This is a genomic window from Streptomyces sp. LBL (assembly GCF_029893585.1).
Taxonomy (GTDB): Bacteria; Actinomycetota; Actinomycetes; order Streptomycetales; family Streptomycetaceae; genus Streptomyces.
Window position 1 is genome coordinate 1 of record NZ_JARXYX010000065.1, and the last position, 18,112, is coordinate 18,112.

Consider the following 18,112-nt stretch of genomic DNA (forward strand, 5'->3'; position numbering starts at 1 on the left):
TCGACGGCAAAAAGGGGACCCGGACAGCATCGGTCACCGCGACCGACGGACATCCCTTCTGGGTACCGGAACTCAAGGTATGGGTTCAGGCCACCGACCTTGAGTCGGGCGAATGGCTGAGCACCAGCGCGGGAACGCGGGTCCAGATCACTGCGGTCAAGCGCTGGACGGCGTCGACGGCCACCGTTCACAATCTGACCGTCAGCGACGTGCACACGTACTATGTGCTGGCGGGGGCCACTCCGGTACTCGTTCACAACTGCAACCTGGGTGACTATGCCGACAGCCTGCGTGCTGGCTTCAATAAAACGGATGGCCCCTTCTTTGCGGCGAAATACACATCACCGTCAGGGCGAACCTATTTTGGTCACTCGGGTCATGACCTGACGCCAGCTCCCGGTGGAGAGGTGGATTCTCTCGTGCGGCAGTTCGCGCCTGAGGGGGGTCGCTACCATGCGGGATGTGCTGAAACGATGTGCCTCATCCAGGCGGAGGCGGCCGAGGGTGCGGCCGGGATCCGAGGGGGATCGTTCGAAGTGGTAAAGGTGCGGGGATTGAATTCTCCGCCCGGTGGCGCGCACGGCACGCCTGCCAGTCCATGTGCGTTGGTCTGTCAGCCCAGGCTGCAGCATCAGGGAATCAGTTTCGAAGGTGGTTGATGTGGCCAGAGAGCACCTCCAGGTTAATCGATTCGGGTTTGCCGAATATGAAGACATGATTGAGCTCGCCCATGGAGTAGATGCTCCAAGGGTGGTGGGAGTGTTGAGTTCGATCGTGGAGCTGGTTCTCGCAGGGGAAGACGACATGCTCGATTCGCTATCGGATGATGCGCAAGCAGATTTCGTAGTCCCCCTAGGGATGTGCGCGAGGATGCTTTCGAGTGGTGATTATTCGGCGCTGGAGCTGGTCTCTGCCGCCTGCACCGTCAGATATAGCGCCGAATCGCACATGTCTGAGTTCTCGGACAGCCTCGCGCAGATGTTGTCTCAGCTGCCACGCTGAGTGACGCTAGCGATCGCAAATATAGGCCCCGTCGAGCTGCGCTCGGCGGGGCTGATTTGCCGTTTGACGGCAGTAGTTGACGGCAACGGCGGCGGACACCAGGTGTCCGCCGCCGTTGCCGTACGTATGTCAGGGGTGGTCGAGGGCGCGGCCGAGGAGGTCAATGGCATCGCGCTGGAGGCGGAGTCGGACGTGGGCGTAGACGGTGGCGGTGACGCCGATGTGGGCGTGGCCGAGGAGTTCCTTGATGACGACGAGTTCGACGCCCTGTTCCAGGAGCAGGGTCGCGATGGAGTGCCGGAGGTCGTGGAAGCGGATGCGGCGAAGGCCGGCCTTGCGGAGAAGCACGGTGAAGTTGCGGGTGAGGTTGGTCGGGTCGATCGGTGTGCTCTGCGCAGTGGTGAACACGTGCTCGTCGCGCTGCCACATGGTGCCCGCAGCCTCACGCTCGCGCTTCTGCTGCTCGTGGTGGAGCTTCAGCGAATGGAGGCAACGGGTGGGAAGGGCGACGCGGCGCTCGGAGGCGCGCGTTTTGGTGGGCAGCGTGGTGAGTCCGCCGGTGCTGGTGCGCTGAAGTGTGCGGCGGATGGCGGCGGTGCCCGCGTCGAGGTGGATTCTTGGGAGGGAGGTAGTGATGAATGAACTATTTGAGGATGGGGACTTCTACACGGGTCCACCACTGAGCGCTGACATGATCAGTAGGGCTCAGCAGGCCCTGGGCCTGCAGCTTCCGTCAAGCTACGCAGCCGTGCTATCGGAAAAGAACGGCGGGGTGTTGAAGCGCCGCCGTTACCCTACCGAGTTCGCTACGTCCTGGGCTGCTGACCATTTCGAGATTCGCGCACTTCTCGGAATTGGAGGGAAATGGGGGATTGATTCCCTCTCTGGCTTGGGGAGCGCTGACCTGATCGCAGAGTGGGGGTACCCGGAAATTGGCGTGGCCATCTGCGATATGCCCTCAGGTGGGCATGATGCGGTAATGCTCGACTATTCCGAGTCCGGCCCGAATGGCGAGCCTTCTGTCGCCTACATCGACGAAGATCGCGTTCCTCGTACAGTAGCGGGATCGTTCGAGGAGTTCTTGTCTCGACTGGTTCCCTGTAGTCCACCGATTTAGGGTCGCGTCCTCTCCATATGGAGAGTTCAGGGTCTCGGGGACAGAAACAAGGTCCCCTCCGCGCAGTGGTGCGGAGGGGACCTTGTTTCGTTTGACGGCAACGCTGACGGCAACGTCAGCGGACGACGGCTGCGGCGGGTGGGGCGTCAGGGCCGTCGTCGGTGGGGCTGAGCGCGTTGCCGAGGGTGTCGATGGCCTGGCGCTGGAGGCGGAGGCGTACGTGGGCGTAGGCGCCGGCGGTGACGCCGATGTGGGCGTGGCCGAGGAGTTCCTTGATGACGACGAGTTCGACGCCCTGTTCCAGGAGCAGGGTGGCGGTCGAGTGCCGGAGGTCGTGGAAGCGGATGCGGCGGAGCCTGGCACGACGGAGCAGGGCGGTGAAGTGCCGGGTGAGCGTGGTTCCTTCGATTGGGGCACCGTTGGGCCGGGTGAAGACGTAGCCGCTGTTCTGCCAGCTTTCGTCTGCCGCTTCGCGTTCCTGGAGTTGTCGGCTGAGGTGCTGTTCGAGAGAGCGCAGGCACGGCGTGGGCAGTGCGATCCGCCGCTCCGAGCTTTGCGTCTTCGTCGGTAGGGCAGTCAGGCCGCTGCTGTTGGTGCGCTGGAGGGTGCGGCGGATGCCGGCGATTCCGCCGACCAGGTCGAGATCTTCCCAGCGCAGTCCGAGGAGTTCGCCCGGGCCCTGGTCAATCACTGCCGTCCGACACCTCAGAGGCCCCACCGGAAACAAATCCGGTGGGCCTCTGAGGTCAGCAGAGAAAATTCCGCAAGAAGTTTCGAGAATCCAATTCTCGATTCGCCCTACCTTAGCGATGCTATTCGTACGTTACGGCAGCGCGAAATATTGCCGCAATCATCGCCCAGCTCGGAGATTCGGGAACAGGCTCTCCGATGACATTCTTAAAGAACCCCCCCATCGACTTCGTCCAGCGCGCAGAAGCATCTACGAAGTCTGGAGTCGAGGGATTTTCAAGCGAGACCTCTTCGGTGCGAATTTGTCTCGCCAGGTCTTGCAAGTAACTTGCAAGGTCTTCTCTTGTGTTGACGTCGTTCAGTGCAGCATCTGGCCAGCTCACGGCGCCCACTCCACAGGATCGAAGTAGTTAATCAGGATCGACCGCCCTTCATTTTCTGTCGTGAACTTCCAAGATTCCCCTGCGATTTCTTCAGGAGATGCCATCCTAAATGGCATCTGAATTCCAGCCTTCTGGAAGGCAACCAGGCGCCGATTGTCGAGCGAGTGGAGATTCCCATCCTTGTACTGAAGTCGCACGGTCGGCAGGTCCTCCACCTTGGTATAGCCCGATCGCAATCCGGCCGCCGTCTGCTCGATTGTCTCACCGCTGCTAAAGCGCGGGCTGACCGTATCCTGCGAGAACCTCACCAGCTTCGGGTCAATTGTCCCGTTGCATTTGTGGACCAATACCGGCGTGGCACCGGCGAGTACATAGTGCGTGTGCTAAGCGAAGCCTTTGACCTGCTTTTTCGCAGGTCAAGCGCAGTTTGCTGGTCCGGTGAGGTGCGTGGGTGTCCGTGGTTTTGCGGGGTTTTTGCCGTCGCTACTGCCGTCAGGCGGTTCAGCCCAGGTACGGCTGCTCGCGCTGTTCCAGGAAGTGTTGGAGCCTGAGTCGTTGGGTGTGGTGCATGGGCAATTGCTCGATCTCTTCGGGCGGTACGAATCGGAGTTCGGTGGACTCGTCGGAGATTGCCAGTTGGCCGCCGGTGATGCGGGCGGTGAAGCAGACGTTGAACTGGCGGCGCACCTCGCCGTCGGTGTAGGCGATGATGTGTTTCGGGTCGGTGTAGGTGCCGACCAGGCCGGTGATCTCGACGTCGAGGCCGGTCTCTTCCTTGACTTCACGGACGGCCGTACCTGGCAGGGAATCGGTGAGGTCCATGCCGCCTCCGGGCAGGGCCCACAGGTCGTTGTCGCGGCGGCGCTGGAGGAGGATGCGCCCGTGATCGTCGGTGACGACGGCGGATGCGGCGACGACCATGCTGTTCGGCTTGGGCGCGTTCGGGTCGTCGTAGTACTCGGTGCGGGCCACGGTCAACCTTCCTCTCGTACGGGAGTTGCTGTCGACCACACGGCGTCGAAGCTCTCGGCGTAGGTGTCGAACACTCCGCTCTCCTCGTGTCGGCGAAGATGCCAGACGGGGGCGCGGTAGGCGTTGACGCCCCAGACGTGGGCGTTGACGAGTTGCTGGTCGTCGGCGCGGTAGAGGGAGTTGTAGAGCGTGGTGGCGTGGGTGCGGACTTCGATGCCGGGGGTGTCGGCGAGCGGCTTGTAGTGCATGAGGGCGAGGCGGCAGCGGGATTCGATGCCGTGGCCGAATCGCTCTTCCTGGCCGCGGGCTTGGACGTTGTCGCTGTCGGCGTCCCCGATCGCGATGCGGACGATGCAGCCTTCGGCGGTGCGTTCGGTGAGGAGTTCGTTCAGCCTCGGGTACGCCTCGTGGAGGAAGACGGCGGCGTAGACGAGGATGTCGATCCGTTCCCGGGCTTGGGCCATCAGGTCGGTGAACGCCGAGACGGGGATGTCGGCCCGCTGCTCGTAGAGCGCCACCAACTCAGGGCTGATGGCGCGGGCGGGGCGGGCCTGGCGCAGCGCCGGCCAGAGTGCGTGCACGTCTTCTCCCAGGGCCTTGGCCGCCTGTAGGGCGGCGGCACGGCGTGGGGTGCGCCCGCGGTTCACCCAGCGCTCGACCGACTTGGGGTCGACCTCGATCTGCTGAGCGAGTGCGGCGTACGTCCAGCCTCCCGCCGCCATGACGGCTCGTAGTCTCCCGTTCGGCACGAGTCTCCCCCTTCGTCTCAGGACGGCATTAGGGACGTTCTACAGGGTGTAGGACGTCCCGAAGTGGGGTTTGGTGGAGGTTCCTTCGTCCCGGTGACCGGCGTGAGGATCGGTGCCGATCCTGCGGCACCAACAGGCCCAGGGGCACGCATCAACGCCGCCGAGGAGCGTCACCGTGCGAATGAGCGCCACCCCATGTGTTCCCGCCCTGCGACTGGACGCCAGGTCGCGCGCCGCCTCGCCGGGGTGGTCACGATGACGGCCCCCACCCCTGATGCCGACGGGCACACCGTCTCGCCCGATGCCGGCGCCCTGGTGGTCGACCGGCGGAGCGGCAAGGTGGGCGTGGTGATGGGGCATGTGGGGACGTATGTGCAGCTTCGGCCGCCGTGCGGTGGTCGGGAGTGGGACGTGCCGCCCGAGGACGTACGTACGCCGACTCCGACGGAGGAGTTGAGCGCGAAGGTGGCCGTGGCCAATCGGAGGTGGGGACGGTGACTCCTCGCTCGGTCCTGCGCTACGAGACCTGGACGCTCCGGCCCGACCGCGAGCCGGACGCGGAGCCGGTCTTTTACGCGATGCGGTGCGCGGTGGACGGAGAGACCTCACCGACGAGCGAGGACTTCGCCGGACCGCAGGACTGGGTGCTGCGGCACAGCGGCCAGAACCCGTCCCACCACACCTACCGGGAGATCATCACCCGTCCCTGGCGGACCTGGCGCCAGACGTGACCCGCCTCGCTCGCCCAGGAACCGCACCGCGCTGACCCACCCGACTCCCGTCCCTGCCGGACACGACCGATCGAGGCTCCCCCGTCCTCGTCAGCCCCGGCAGGGTCGGGCCCTCACGCGCGTGGCGTGCCCATGGTCATGAGGTTCTGGCCGCAGCCACAGAAAGTCAGCCACGACGGCGGGCGCGCCGACCGATCACCCGTCACGTGTGTCTCGCTCAACCCCGCACCGGCATCAGCCCCGTTGTCTCCATCGTCACGGCCCCCAGCCAGGCAGCAAGCATGGGTGTCCGGGACGGCGCGAGCCCGCCGGGCAGCCTCTCAGGTGCCCGGCCAGTCTGCTGCTGAGCGGTCGGACCGGGGCTTCCCAATGGTGGTCTGGCCTACGCTCCCGGGCTCTGCGCGCCGAGTGGTCGGCGGCCGTCGCCAGCGGGGCGGCAGACAGGAGCGGGCGGCGGTCACCGACCGCCGGCGCGCGGCGGCCCGCGTCAGCGGAACGCCCTTGATCAAGTAAAGAAGCTCTGAACAGCTCTGCCCGGTCGCCCCGTCCCGCTGAGGTGCTGCTCAGGGGCGGCGTTGTTGCCGCTTCTTCTTCGAGGCGGCCAGCGCGGCTTCCAGCTTCTCGCTCGGCGACGCGTCCGTATCGGTCTCGTCGTCGTGGAGGGGTGGCAGGAAGAGGCCTCGTCGGCTCTTCTCGCGTTTGACCTTGCGGCGCTCATCGAAGAGCCTCTGGTGCTCCTCACGGACCGTGACCCATCTCTGGTCGAGCTCCGTTTCCCGTGCCAGCAGCTCGTCATCGCTGAGGTCGGCGAACTCTGCAGCAGCCGCACGGGCCTCTCGGTCGATCTCCTCCCTCAGCAGGTAGTTCGTGATCGGCCCGTGGTACTTGCCCGGCTCCGGCTCCCGGCGCACGAAGACGCCGCGCCCCTTGACCGCGTACACAAGTCCTGCCTGCTTGAGTCTCCGGCAGGCGTTCTGGGCGGTGGAGTTGGCGACTTGGAACCGCTCTTGGATCTCGGGGGCGGGGGGCAGTTGAGAACCCGGGGGTAGACGCCTTCCGTGATCTCTCGGTGGAGGGCGTCGGCCACCTGAACGTACGGAGGCCGGCCGTCTTCGTTACGGATGGCATCAACCGGCCAGTCCGGCTCTCCGGTTTCAGCCTCGTCGTGCTCACTGTCGGTCGGCTCGGCGCCTCCGTTCGCGGACATGCTGACGAAGCTGCCCCGGCCGAGTTGCGAGTGGACCAGCCCCTCCTGCCACTTCCACGCCGTCATCCGACTCGACGGCCCGGACGGCACCAGCCAGCCCCGCCGTCGTACGTCACTGTCGCCGTACGCGCCGCCTCCGCGCGGGTCCGCGTCACGGTCGAGTCGGATGCGGTCGGGGAACGCGAACTCGGCTGAGGCGAGCAGCTCGACGTGCGCGAGATCACGGCCTTCGGCACCGGTGCCGAATTCACCGACCAGGCCGTGGCCGCCTACGTGGCGAAGTACACCACCAAGTCCGCCGACGCCTCCGGCACCCTCGACCGCACCCTGTTCTGCCGCCCCTGCCAGGGACGCGGCGCTACCCTCCGGCCCCACGGGACGCCGCTCCCCTGTTGGGAGCTGGGCAAGCTACCGGAGTTCGCCCACCTCAAGCTCCGGAAGTGGGCTCACATGCTCGGCTTCCGGGGCCACTTCTCCACCAAGTCCCGCCGCTACTCCACCACCCTGGGCGCGCTGCGCGACGCCCGCCGCGCCTGGCGCACCGAACAGGCCCGCACCCACGCCGGCCTGCCCGAGTCCGACTCGACGACCACCCTCGTCGTCGGCCACTGGGACTACCTCGGCTCGGGCTACAGCCCCGGCGCCGCACTCCTCGCAGCCGACGTCTGGCATCGCAAGGAACTGGAACGGCAGTTCGCGGCCGAGGGGGGCTGCTGATGGTCTTGCCCCCGCTCGCTGTCCTCCACGCGGAACCGGCCCCGGCGCTGGATCTGCTGACGGTACCCCAGGTGATGACTCGCCTTCAGCTCGGCCGCTCCGCCGTCTACGACCTGCTGCGCTCCGGCCAGCTCGCCTCGATCACCCTCGGCCGCGCCCGCCGCATCCCCGCCCACGCGCTCACCGACTTCATCCGCACCCTCCTGGAACAGGAAGCCGCCTGATGACCACACCCCGCGACACCCCAGCCTCCTGCCGCAACCGAGCCAACGGCGACGGAACCGTCTACCAGCGCAAGGACAGCCGCTGGGAAGCCGCCGGATACGTCCTCGCTCGGGGCAATACCCGCAAGAGGGTCCGCGTCTACGGCACCACCCGTAAAGACGCGCTGGCCAAGCTCACCGAGAAGATCGCAGCCAGTAACTGCGGCGTCCCCGTTCCATCCGCGCAGGGCAGCCTGGCTGCGTACCTGACGTACTGGCTGGAGAACGTCACCGTCCACCAGCTCCGCGAGAACACCCACACCCGTTACACCGCCGTCGCCCGGCTTTACCTCATCCCTGGCCTCGGACGGAAGAAGCTCGTCAAGCTCACCGCCAAGGACGTCCGCACCTGGCTCAACCAGCTCCGCACCACCTGCCAGTGCTGCACGCGCGGCCTCGACACCGTCCGCGACCAGCCCCGCTGCTGCGCCGCCGGAAAGTGCTGCTCCAAGCGGCTCTCGCCCCTGACCCTGGCCTACGTGCACTCCGTACTCAAGTCCGCCCTGGAGCACGCCGTCCGCGAGGAGGAGATCCCGCGCAACGTCGCCCGCAACGTCCGCACCGGCACACCCCGGCCCCGCCGCTTCGAACCCCTTACTGTCGACGAAGCGCGCAAGTTCCTCGCCGTCACCAACGGGCACCGATTGCAGGCGCTGTTCGAACTCGCTCTGCACACCGGCCTCCGCAAGGGCGAACTCCTCGGACTGTGCTGGGAAGACCTCGACCTCGCCGGCGGAACCGCCAGCATCCGACGCACGCGCCAGCGCACCAACTCCGGCGGCCTGACTGCCCTACCGACCAGGACCAAGAGCTCCGAACGGCGCATCGCCCTGCCGACACCATGCCTGCGCTGCCTCGAACAGCACCGCGACCGACAACTCAAGGAACGCGAGGCAGCAGGGACGGGCTGGAAGGACAACGGCTACGTGTTCACCCGCCCCGACGGCGCCCCGATCGAAGGGGCAACCCTCACCCGGCACTTCAACACCCTGCTCCACCAGGCCAGGCTCCGCCGCATCCGGTTCCACGACCTCCGACACTCGGCGGCGACGCTCCTCCTGGAGCAGGGGGTGGAACTCGTGGTGATCAAGGAGCTGTTGGGGCACGCACAGATCGGCGTCACCTCCACCGTCTACGCCCACGTCCGGCTCCGCCTCCAGCGCGACGCCATCGACCTCCTCGGCCACGCCCTCCGCAACCCCGCCGATATCACCAGCAAGCCCGACGACGGAGACGAACCACCACTCTGCGCGGTCCACGTCCGCTGACGTTGCCGTCAACTACTGCCGTCAGACACCCCGAAGGCCCCACTGGAAGCAAATCCGGTGGGGCCTCTGGGGTCAGTGGGGAAGATTCCGCCAGCCGTTTCGAGAAAATAATTCTCGAAGGGCCCCTATCTTTGCGACCTACTCGTAGGTTACGGCAGCGCGGAATATTGCTGCGATCATTGCCCAGCTCGGAGAATCGGGAACTGGTTCTTCAATGACATTCTTAAAGAACCCGTCCATCGCCTTTGTCCAGCGGGCAGAAGCATCTACAAAATCCTCAGTCAAAGGATTCTCCAACGCAATACGCCCGTCACTGACAGTCTTTGCCAGATCCCGCAAGTATGCGGCAAGATCATCCCTCGAATTGATCTCATTCAGCTGCGCATCAGGCCAGTTCATGGGGCCCACTCCACTGGGTCGAAGTGATTGATCACAATCGACCTCTCTTCGTTTCCTGTTGTGAACTTCCAGGATTCAGCTGCAACTTCTTCAGGGGTGGCCATCCTGAAGGGCATCTGAATACCAGCCTTTTGGAAGGCAACCAGACGCCGATTGTCAAGCGTATGGAGGTTCCCGTTCTTGTAGTGGAGACGCATAGTCGGCAAATCCTCCGGCTTTACGTAGCCCGAACGCAAACCGGCCGCAGTTTGCTCAATCGTCTCGCCACTACTGAAGCGCGGGCTAACCGTATCCTGCGAGAATCTCACCAGCTTGGGGTCGATTGTCCCATTGCAGTTATGGACGAGTACCGGAGTGGCCCCCGCCAGCACATAGTACGTGTGCTGCGCGGCCTCTCTCTATCTGCGTATTCGCAGATCAGCGGTGGTTTCGGGTTCCGCTGGTGTCCGTGGTTGTGCGGGGGAATCCGTGGGTGTTGCCGTCGCTACTGCCGTCAGGAGTCGGGCGGCTGGCACTGGTGCCATTTCTCGCCTCGCCGGTCACCGCGGAGTTTGTCGGGCCACCGTGTACGCGGTTGGGCCGGTGAGCCCTCCATCTGCGCCGTCCCTCATGTCCAGGACATCGAAGCCGGCACCCTCCGCGTAGCGTTCCAGCTCGCGGGGGAACAGGACGCGCCTGCGGATCTCGTCTCGCGCCTCGTCGCCCGAGGGGAGCACCCAGTGCCGATGCATGGTGTTGATCTGGGTCCGCAAGTCCCATGTGTGGCGGATGGTGACGGTGGCGGGGCCTCTCGGAGTGGCCACCGTGGCAGTGGTCGGCTCGCTCCGGGTGATTGAGGCGACGGGGGAACACAGCACGAGCAGCGCTCCTGGCTGGGCATGTGCCGCGAAGGTGGCGAAGACCTGGCTGATCGCCTTGTTGTCGTGCACGTAGGCGAGGCTGTTGCCCATGCAGGTCACCACGTCCATGCGCTTGCCGAGTCGCACTGTGCGCATATCGCCGGTGCGGATGTCCAGTCCCGGCCGGGCCTTGTGGGCGTAGTCGACCATGCCGGGCTGGAGGTCCACGCCGATGCACTCGAAGCGCTTGGCCAGGATCTCCAGGTCCCGGCCGGTACCGCATCCGAAGTCGACCAGGGTTTGGGCGTCCGGCCTGTGGCATTCGGTCAGGGTCTGGCACATCTCGGCGCTCGTGCTGTCGGACTGGACCACGTCGTAAAGTGCCGGATCGCGGTACAGGAGGTTGGTGGCTTCCACGTGCTCGGCTTCCGTGTTGGGGCTGGTCACATGAGGCTTCGCAGTCCGACCTCCAGGGCGAGCACATCGCACAGCAGGTCGGGGACGACCGGCGCGGAGTCGGCGTTCCTCCCCGCCTTGGCGAGAGCCTTGCCGTCAACGTAGCCGAGGTCCACCAGGATGGACTCCTTCAGCATGTCGTCCAGTACGGGCAAACCGTAGGACCGCAGTCCCTTCTCCAGGACAGCCAGGAAGTTTTCCGGCTCGGCCGGCGCGGCCACCCACTCGGGCAGCCCGGCCCGCCGGATCCGCTCGCGGAAAAGCATCTTGCCGCGCTTGTGCTCGTGCGGTAGCTGCTCCATGAACCGCACGATCCGCGGGTGCACGAGCGGGCTCACCGGCCAGACTCCCGCCCGGAGGAATCCGGGGTTGTGCATCCCGAACCCCATCAGCGTCGGCACGGGCAGCACCGGAACAGGGGCCAGGTGCTCGTTCACCTCGGCGAGCGCTCGGACAGCCTTGCTGCCGAGCCACGGCACGGGTTCCGGCGTCGGCAGTTCGGCTTGCGTCCTGGAGTGGTGGGCGTTGATCTCGTCCCCACCGCTGCCCGTGAACATGACCTCGCACCGCTGGGCGGCTGCCTGCTCGCGTACGACGTCGAACGCCTCCTGGTAGAAGGCTCCCGCCGGATCGTGCGGCTTGCGCAGGGCGCGTACGCCTCCGAGGCAGAAGGGCGGGTGCTGCATGGCGGGGGTGGCCGTGTCCCGGAAGCCGCAGTGCTCCGCAAAGGCCCGACGCCGCTCGCTCTGTTGCCTGCCGGTGCCTCCTCCCACCAAAAGGCCGAAGCTGTGCACCTCGGGGAAGCGAGCGGCCTTCACAGCCAGGGCGACATTCCCGGAGTCCGCGCCGCCGGACAGCTCGACGCCCACGCATCCAGTTGCTGTCGGCGCCTGGCGGATCACGTCGGTCAGCAACTCATCCAGAGCCGCGAGTGGATCAACACCGGGCCGCAGCGTACGCGGCTCAAGGACGTGTTCGGCAGGCTTCGGATAGTGGATGCTGAGTCCCGAGGTGGTGAACGTGGCCGATGCACGCTCGGTGAGGCGGTAAACGCCTTCGAACAGCGTCTCGGACGTGTAGCGGTGCTGCCTCGTCAGCGTTCGGGCGACAACGCGCGGCACCAGGCGGTCGGCCTGCATATACGGTCGCAGCACTGCCAGGTCCCATGAGGCGTGCAGCTCGCCGGCCTTCTCTGACAGGTAGAGCGGAGTTGTGCCGAAGGCGCCTGCCGCCAGGCGGGCTTGTCCGGGCTCCATGGTGAGTGCGACGAAGTCGGCCTCGTCCCGCTTGCACTCCTTCACTCGGACCCGTACGCGCGGTGCCTGGTCGTCGTTGACCTCCATGACCAGCGTGGACACGTTGACGGGTTCGATCCAACTCTCGCCGTTGATCCAACGGCCGCCCTGCGACCTCCACTTGGGATCCTGGAGATCGGTCAGGCGCAAACGCATCGACAGCATGTCGTCCCTTTCCGATGTCGTGCGGCGGGGCGGGGCCGCGCACGGCCCCGCCCCGCCTGGTGTCAGCCCTGGATCACTTGCTGCAGTGGTCGCCGTTGTTGTCGCCGCCGCCCGGCATCTTGTCGAACAGCGCGGCCTCGACGGTCGGGACGCCGGTGATCAGGTCGCCGGTGAACAGTTCGTCCACGTTCATCGCTTTCTCCCTTACGGTTTTCAGTGGACTCCGCGGCTGATGCTGCGGAGTTGGACCCGTCCGGCTGCCGGACCCTTGCGAAGAAGGCAGCCGGACGGGGTGCCCGCCGCTTCGAGCGGTGGGCCCTCCCTCGTCACAGGCGGGGAGCCTGGACGCGCGACGGGGAGGAGTCAGGTGGGTGTGGATGCGGCGGCCATGCCCGGGACGAAGCCGACCGATCCCGAGATGGTGAGGATCAGGAGCGGTCCGGCGTAGCGGCCGACGACTGCGGCCAGCCCCTTCACAGTCGCTCTCCACGGCTGCGCTCGTTGACCTCGCGTACTGCGGCGCTCAACTTCTCCTCATCCTCGGGCGTGGTGCGGCGGTGCTGCGGGCAGCGGCATGGCGGGAACCGATTCGAACCTGGCGGCAGATCCACGCCCTCGTAGGTGTCGATCCTCAACACCCCGTCCGTGCCCAGCTCCTCGGCCATTCGGGTCACGCGGGCCCGTGCTTCGCTTCTCATCCATCAGTCCCTCAGACGACGGTTGCGGCGAGGTCTCGCCGTTTCCCTGCTGTCTCTACGCAACCGTGTGACCACGCACAGCGGTACCGTTTGCGCAGCAGCAGGACTTGAAAGCCTTGAAAGTTGGCAAAGGCGCCAGGAGTTGAGGGCATGGCCAAGCGTGAACCGAACGTGGCACTCGGGCGCCTGCTCGCCGAAAGCCGCTGGACCCACCGTCAGTTCGCGCGGGCGGTGAACCGCGTCGGCACCGAGACCGGCACTCCCCTGCGCTACGACGAGTCAGCGGTGAGCCACTGGCTCAGCGGCACGGTCCCCCGCGGTGCGGTGCGTGCATGCATCCTCGAAGCCCTCTCCCGCCGCCTCAGTCGACCGGTCACCCATGGCGAAGCCGGACTGCCCGTTCCACGCGATCACTCCTCCGCGGCTGCGGATACCGTGGAAGGGGTGATCGATCTGGGGAGGCTGGATATGGACCCGTCCCGCCGTAGTGTCCTGGGTGCCGGCCTGTTCTCCGTGGCAGTCACCGTTCCCGGCTGGCCTGATGTGGTCGGGCGTGCCGATGCCATTCGGTCCGGCCGCGCCACACGCATCGGCATGAACGAAGTGGACATGGTCACCGCCATGACCGAACGTGTCTCAGAACTGGACGACGAGTTCGGCGGCCGCCACGCACGCCCCATGGCTGCCTCGTTCATGGTCAACACGGTGGCCTCCTACCTGCGTGCCGACGCACCCGAGGACGTGCGCAAGGCGATGCTGTCCGCCGCCTCCGATCTGCTCTACCTGACCGGCTACATGGCCGTGGACGAAGGGCTGCACGGTCTCGCGCAGCGCTACTACGTCAAAGCTCTGGAGCTGGCGGGCGCGGCCGAGGATCACCTGACGTACTGCACCACACTGCGGGGGATGAGCGTCCAGGCAGTCGACCTCCGCCACGGGCCCAAGGCCATGGAGCTGGCCGATGCCGCTGCCGCCGCCTCCCCGAAGGCCGGTCCCCGCATGCTGGCCTTCCTCTCCGGTCAGCAGGCTCATGCCGCCGCACAGACCGGCGACCGTACTGGCGCGCTGCGCTGCATCCGGGAGGCCGAGGCTGCCATGGATCGTGCTGAGTCGCGTGGCAAGGCGTTCGGCTCGTACGACCCCTCTTCGCTCAACTACCACGTAAGCCAGGTACGTTACGAACTCGGCGACAAGACCGGAGCCGTCGAAGCCATGCAACAAGCCGACCGGCTCCGCCCCAGCGTGTACCGGCGCACCCGCGTACACCGTCGTGGCCTGTTGGCCGAGCGGCAGCTGGAACTCGGCCACCTGGAAGCGGCCTGCACCACCTGGCACCAGGCTCTCGATGACTACCCCAAGGTGCAGTCCGGCCGCGCCGACGACCGCGTGAAGTCGATGTTCGGCCTCTTGCGCCCTCACCTGAAGAACGCGGCGGCCCGCGACCTGTATGAGCGAGCACGGACAATCGCACCACCGTCGCTGTTCGCCTGATCTTCGCCCCGTTTCAAGCTCAGCCACAGAGAGTCAGCCACGACGACGGGTGCGCCGAGAGATCTCCCGCCACGTGTGTCTCCAGCAACCCGCGCCGGCCTCAGCCACGCCATTTCGATCCGTCACGGCATCCGCCCGTTCCACCTGACCGGTGGCAGTGGCCTGGGCTTCTCAGCCGTGCCCTCGCGCACGACCCGCCTGGCAGAGACGATCGCGGCTTCCGGCCGCGGCGGCCCGACGTGGCGCTGCGCGGCGTGCGGCGCAGTCTTCCTGGCGGCGCTGCGGTACTGCGGGCCTGACGTTCGGTCTCCTCGCTGGAGGTGCTGGACGACCTTGGAGCTGTAGTTCTTGCCGGGTGTGGGGGCGGTGCGGACGAAGACGCCGCGTCCCTTGACGGCGTAGATCAGTCCCTCGCTCTTGAGGAGGCGGCTGCACCAAACCCGTACGCCTGACCGGCCAGAGCACCACCGTCGACACCACGATCGGGGAGGTGCTGCGCTCCTACACCACGTCCGGCGAACCCACGGGCGGCCTGCTCACGACCTGCGGCAACCGCCGCGCCTCCCGCTGCCCAGCCTGCTCCCGCATCTAAGCCGCCGACACCTACCACCTCATCCGCGCCGGCCTCTCCGGCGGCAAGAACGTACCCGACACCGTCCGCACCCACCCTCGTCTTCGCCACCCTCACCGCCCCCTCCTTCGGCCCCGTCCACAACCGCCCCACCACCCCGGCGGCGACATCCGGCCCTGCCGCTGCCGCAAGCTCCACGAACCCATGGACGCCCTGATCGGGACGCCGCTGAACCCGGCGACGTACGACTACGCGGGCGCGGTCCTGTTCAACGCCCACGCCGGAGCCTTGTGGGCACGCTTCACCACCTACCTGCGCCGCGAGATCGTCGCCCGGCTCGGCATGACCCACGCCCACATCGGCGTCACCGCCACCCTTTACGCCCACGTCCGGCTCCGCCTCCAGCGCGACGCCATCGACACCCTCAGCACCGCGCTCAGCAGTGGTGGGATCACCGACACGGCCAGCTCCGATGGCGACGAACAGCCACCTTGCGCCGCCCTCGTCCGCTGACGCTGCCGTCAACTACTGCCGTCAGACACCCCAGAGGCCCCACCGGAAGCACATTCCGGTGGGGCCTCTGTACTATTTCAGAATTCGGATGGGGAATTTTAATTCCCTCGAACCCCTGACACTCCCTGGGTTCAGCGACGGCCGCCCCACGCGAATCAGCATCCGCCGCATTTGGCTCAATGATGAATTAGAACCATTAACATCGACAACCTCAAGGAAGTAACCTACTGCCAGCTCCGATTATGGCTAGGCGGAAATGCGCCAAACAGGCTTCCATACTCACCAGTGTCATCAATAAAATCAAAATCTGGACCTGCCCTCTTCACGGCCGCATGAAGACGGGCCACCAATACCGAGGGAGTTTCGAGGGGCACGCAGAGCGCCTCGGCAACCCGCGATTGCTCAGCCTCTATCGCCGGACGATCTGCCATCATGTCGCGACAGAGGAAAGCCGTCGCCGATTTCATGGCACTCAAGTCCCCACCCGCAGAATACTTTAGGGAGTCTCTCCAGTACGGAAATCCAACCACCAGCATGAGTGTCTCGCGCAAGTCGGTCGCGATAATTCCAGCATCGCCTTCAGAGCTTGCGTACAATACGGAACGGGGAGATCCTGCGATGCCACACAGGTAGAACATGCCACCCGTAAAATCTCCAGCAATACCTTCGAGCGGAATCCCAGAAGCCAACCTTGGAGATTCACCACCCCCCTTGCGTCTGACGTCAAATTCAAACGCGTCCGCTAGGAGCTCCGGGAGCTCTTGATCTTCATCTATCCGCTGCAGGAAATCAGTAGAATCGCGCACTCTAGAACCATAGCAGATCACAGGCATACTGCCCATAAGGCGCGCGCCGACTTCGGCGGCCCAGGAGAAGCTGCGGCACAGGAGATTATCCTGGGCCGCAGCCACCTGTAATGCTATATCATTCCTACCTTTCGATAATACGCGAGCAATCCCTGAATTCCCGAATTGAAGTAACCTGGGTCGCCGTACTGTCGCTGGCCTATTCCACGCAAGTCCCAAATATCCCGAGCAAGGACAGTGCGGAACGGCAGACCACTCTCGGCTGCCTTTGTGGCACGCCTCAAGGACTTGTAAGTCCTCGTCAGTGCGGCACCAGCCAGCCCCCGCCGTCGTACGCCACTGTCGCCGTAGTCACTGAGGCCGTACGCGCCGCCGCCGCGCGGGTCCCCGTCACGGTCGCGTCGGATGCGGTCGGGGACCGCGAACTCGGCTGGGGCGAACAGCTCGACGTACGCGAATTAGGTCCTTCGGCACCGAGGCCGAATTCACCGACCAGGCCGTGGCCGCCTACGTTCGGGTTCTACCGTTCGCAACACAGACCCACTACTGCCGTCACTCTATGCAGAGGCCCCGCCGGATCCGGCGGGGCCTCTGCATATGACTTCAGGCGTTCAGCTCTCTGGCCCAGTCCACGAGAGACCCGATCACAGCCTTGCTGAGCACACTCCAGCGGGTCTGCTCAGCACCCAGTAGCTGACTTCACCTGTCTACACGAAGGAACCTCTCTATGCCCCGAAGGGGAGCCTTCATGTCTCGCCTATTGATACCCGACGCCTCCAGGTGAATGAGGATTACCGCTTTATCGCAACACTCGGGAAAGAGTCGCAAATACTCCTGAATGCACGCATCCAAAGAGCTGAACGTGTAGTCCTCAATTTCAGGATCCGTCGGACCGACCCCTGACGTTATACCCGGCCCGGAGGGCGTCGCCAAGATGACCTCTGGCGCGTCACCTCCTAGGGAATTGAACAAAACCTGAGCCACCCCTGGTTCTGGAATACCGCCGTACTGCTCGTGAGCCAGAGGCCACCACACCACTGCAGCATCACAGCCAGGCCATGTGTCTGGTACAGAACCAACCCTGAACTCAACGCCAGCGATTCCCGCCAATGCCGCCCGACACCGGTCGACATTTATCTTCGAGGTTGAAGCAATTACATATTTCACGGGCACCCGACTCCCGTGCTCATACCTGTCATGATCCGCGGCCTCCCCAACTTCGAAAGCACACCGTCTTCGAGAGCAACTCCGCCATCGACGACGTCCGACGTGTGAGGCATCTGCGCAGAGGCAGGAATGTCAGCCTTATTGATAACGGAGCGGATCATTGTGTACGGGCCGTCCTTCTCTCCTCGGAGTGCATACGATCGTCGGGCATATTCAGCCGCTCCATGCTCCGTGTAGGAGAAGTACTTCACGCCCTGGGTGCTTCTGAAAGAGCGCGTGCCGTGAATGTCGGCAAGCTCCGCTGAGGTGACCGCACGCCACAAATTGATCTCATTGGGGTCAAGCCCTCCCGCATTGTGAACGAGGACCGGCGTCTGCCCCGCCAGCACATAGTACGTGTGCACGTCGCTGACGGTCAGATTGTGAACCGTGGCCGTCGACGCCGTCCACCGCTTGACCGCAGTGATCTGGACCCGCGTTCCCGCGCTGGTGCTCAGCCATTCGCCCGACTCAAGGTCGGTGGCCTGAACCCATACCCCGAGTTCCGGTACCCAGAAGGGATGTCCGTCGGTCGCGGTGACCGATGCTGTCCGGGTCCCCTTTTTGCCGTCGC

Annotated in this window: 18 protein-coding genes and 4 pseudogenes; 10 read left to right on the plus strand and 12 right to left on the minus strand. The window is 65.2% G+C overall.

Annotation, left to right across the window (positions count from 1 at the left end; all coding sequences use genetic code 11):
• Both M2271_RS41765 and M2271_RS41770 read left to right on the plus strand, forming a co-directional pair.
• Nucleotides 1–659 (plus strand): polymorphic toxin-type HINT domain-containing protein (locus M2271_RS41765; RefSeq protein WP_280892704.1); only part of this gene is annotated, 659 nt, incomplete at its 5' end.
• Nucleotide 660: 1 nt separating this feature from the next.
• Entirely contained in the window at nucleotides 661–1,002 is a 342-nt protein-coding gene (locus tag M2271_RS41770; protein WP_280892705.1) for a hypothetical protein, read from the plus strand.
• A gap of 129 nt (nucleotides 1,003–1,131) precedes the next feature.
• Here M2271_RS41770 and M2271_RS41775 read toward each other — a convergent pair.
• A pseudogene (locus tag M2271_RS41775) lies at nucleotides 1,132–1,611 on the minus strand (site-specific integrase); the annotation flags it as partial.
• Between the two features lie 25 nt (nucleotides 1,612–1,636).
• Here M2271_RS41775 and M2271_RS41780 point away from each other — a divergent pair.
• A complete protein-coding gene (locus tag M2271_RS41780; RefSeq protein ID WP_280892706.1) occupies nucleotides 1,637–2,119 on the plus strand; it encodes an SMI1/KNR4 family protein in 483 nt (160 codons plus the stop codon).
• A gap of 115 nt (nucleotides 2,120–2,234) precedes the next feature.
• Here M2271_RS41780 and M2271_RS41785 read toward each other — a convergent pair.
• From M2271_RS41785 to M2271_RS41800, 4 genes and pseudogenes are all read right to left on the minus strand, one after another.
• Nucleotides 2,235–2,792, minus strand: a pseudogene (locus tag M2271_RS41785) (site-specific integrase); the annotation flags it as partial.
• A gap of 396 nt (nucleotides 2,793–3,188) precedes the next feature.
• Nucleotides 3,189–3,500 (minus strand): hypothetical protein, encoded by a 312-nt coding sequence (locus tag M2271_RS41790; RefSeq protein WP_280892707.1) that lies wholly within the window; start codon nucleotides 3,498–3,500, stop codon nucleotides 3,189–3,191.
• Between the two features lie 193 nt (nucleotides 3,501–3,693).
• Complete coding sequence (locus M2271_RS41795) at nucleotides 3,694–4,164, minus strand: NUDIX domain-containing protein (RefSeq protein WP_280892708.1); 471 nt, start codon at nucleotides 4,162–4,164, stop codon at nucleotides 3,694–3,696.
• A gap of 2 nt (nucleotides 4,165–4,166) precedes the next feature.
• Nucleotides 4,167–4,913, minus strand: coding sequence for a helix-turn-helix domain-containing protein (locus M2271_RS41800; protein WP_348539236.1), 747 nt, complete (start codon nucleotides 4,911–4,913; stop codon nucleotides 4,167–4,169).
• Nucleotides 4,914–5,159: 246 nt separating this feature from the next.
• On the opposite strand from M2271_RS41800, the gene M2271_RS41805 reads away from it, so the two are divergent.
• Complete coding sequence (locus tag M2271_RS41805; protein ID WP_031123147.1) at nucleotides 5,160–5,411, plus strand: hypothetical protein; 252 nt, start codon at nucleotides 5,160–5,162, stop codon at nucleotides 5,409–5,411.
• A complete protein-coding gene (locus M2271_RS41810; protein WP_280892709.1) occupies nucleotides 5,399–5,644 on the plus strand; it encodes a hypothetical protein in 246 nt (81 codons plus the stop codon). The genes M2271_RS41805 and M2271_RS41810 overlap by 13 nt, the downstream gene beginning before the upstream one ends.
• A 563-nt stretch (nucleotides 5,645–6,207) precedes the next feature.
• Here the strand turns inward: M2271_RS41810 and M2271_RS41815 are convergent.
• Nucleotides 6,208–6,555, minus strand: a complete 348-nt coding sequence (locus M2271_RS41815; protein ID WP_280892710.1) for a hypothetical protein — start codon at nucleotides 6,553–6,555, stop codon at nucleotides 6,208–6,210.
• Between the two features lie 345 nt (nucleotides 6,556–6,900).
• Between M2271_RS41815 and M2271_RS41820 the strand changes: the two are divergent.
• From M2271_RS41820 to M2271_RS41830, 3 genes and pseudogenes are all read left to right on the plus strand, one after another.
• Nucleotides 6,901–7,568 (plus strand): annotated as a pseudogene (locus M2271_RS41820) (replication initiator); the annotation flags it as partial.
• The gene (locus M2271_RS41825; protein WP_280892711.1) at nucleotides 7,568–7,792 is read left to right on the plus strand and encodes a helix-turn-helix domain-containing protein; all 225 of its coding nucleotides are present in this window, start codon (nucleotides 7,568–7,570) and stop codon (nucleotides 7,790–7,792) included. The pseudogene M2271_RS41820 and the gene M2271_RS41825, both read left to right, overlap by 1 nt.
• Nucleotides 7,792–9,099: a site-specific integrase gene (locus M2271_RS41830; RefSeq protein ID WP_280892712.1), complete on the plus strand. Its 1,308-nt coding sequence runs from the start codon at nucleotides 7,792–7,794 to the stop codon at nucleotides 9,097–9,099. Before M2271_RS41825 ends, M2271_RS41830 begins: the two co-directional genes overlap by 1 nt.
• A 138-nt stretch (nucleotides 9,100–9,237) precedes the next feature.
• Here the strand turns inward: M2271_RS41830 and M2271_RS41835 are convergent, their stop codons facing one another.
• The 4 genes from M2271_RS41835 to M2271_RS41850 all read right to left on the minus strand — a co-directional run bounded on the left by M2271_RS41835 (nucleotide 9,238) and on the right by M2271_RS41850 (nucleotide 12,951).
• The gene (locus tag M2271_RS41835) at nucleotides 9,238–9,498 is read right to left on the minus strand and encodes a hypothetical protein (RefSeq protein ID WP_280892713.1); all 261 of its coding nucleotides are present in this window, start codon (nucleotides 9,496–9,498) and stop codon (nucleotides 9,238–9,240) included.
• Nucleotides 9,499–10,037: 539 nt separating this feature from the next.
• The gene (locus M2271_RS41840) at nucleotides 10,038–10,784 is read right to left on the minus strand and encodes a class I SAM-dependent methyltransferase (protein WP_280892714.1); all 747 of its coding nucleotides are present in this window, start codon (nucleotides 10,782–10,784) and stop codon (nucleotides 10,038–10,040) included.
• The gene (locus tag M2271_RS41845) at nucleotides 10,781–12,253 is read right to left on the minus strand and encodes an asparagine synthase-related protein (RefSeq protein WP_280892715.1); all 1,473 of its coding nucleotides are present in this window, start codon (nucleotides 12,251–12,253) and stop codon (nucleotides 10,781–10,783) included. The genes M2271_RS41840 and M2271_RS41845 overlap by 4 nt, the downstream gene beginning before the upstream one ends.
• 473 nt (nucleotides 12,254–12,726) lie before the next feature.
• On the minus strand, nucleotides 12,727–12,951 hold the full coding sequence (locus M2271_RS41850; protein WP_280892716.1) for a hypothetical protein: 225 nt from the start codon (nucleotides 12,949–12,951) through the stop codon (nucleotides 12,727–12,729).
• Between the two features lie 150 nt (nucleotides 12,952–13,101).
• Between M2271_RS41850 and M2271_RS41855 the strand changes: the two genes are divergently transcribed.
• Both M2271_RS41855 and M2271_RS41860 read left to right on the plus strand, forming a co-directional pair.
• The gene (locus M2271_RS41855; RefSeq protein ID WP_280892717.1) at nucleotides 13,102–14,442 is read left to right on the plus strand and encodes a tetratricopeptide repeat protein; all 1,341 of its coding nucleotides are present in this window, start codon (nucleotides 13,102–13,104) and stop codon (nucleotides 14,440–14,442) included.
• A 436-nt stretch (nucleotides 14,443–14,878) separates the two neighbouring features.
• A pseudogene (locus tag M2271_RS41860) lies at nucleotides 14,879–15,526 on the plus strand (replication initiator); the annotation flags it as partial.
• Nucleotides 15,527–15,750: 224 nt separating this feature from the next.
• Here the strand turns inward: M2271_RS41860 and M2271_RS41865 are convergent.
• Nucleotides 15,751–16,437: a hypothetical protein gene (locus tag M2271_RS41865; RefSeq protein WP_280892718.1), complete on the minus strand. Its 687-nt coding sequence runs from the start codon at nucleotides 16,435–16,437 to the stop codon at nucleotides 15,751–15,753.
• Nucleotides 16,438–17,495: 1,058 nt separating this feature from the next.
• Nucleotides 17,496–18,112 (minus strand): polymorphic toxin-type HINT domain-containing protein (locus M2271_RS41870; protein ID WP_280892719.1); only part of this gene is annotated, 617 nt, incomplete at its 5' end.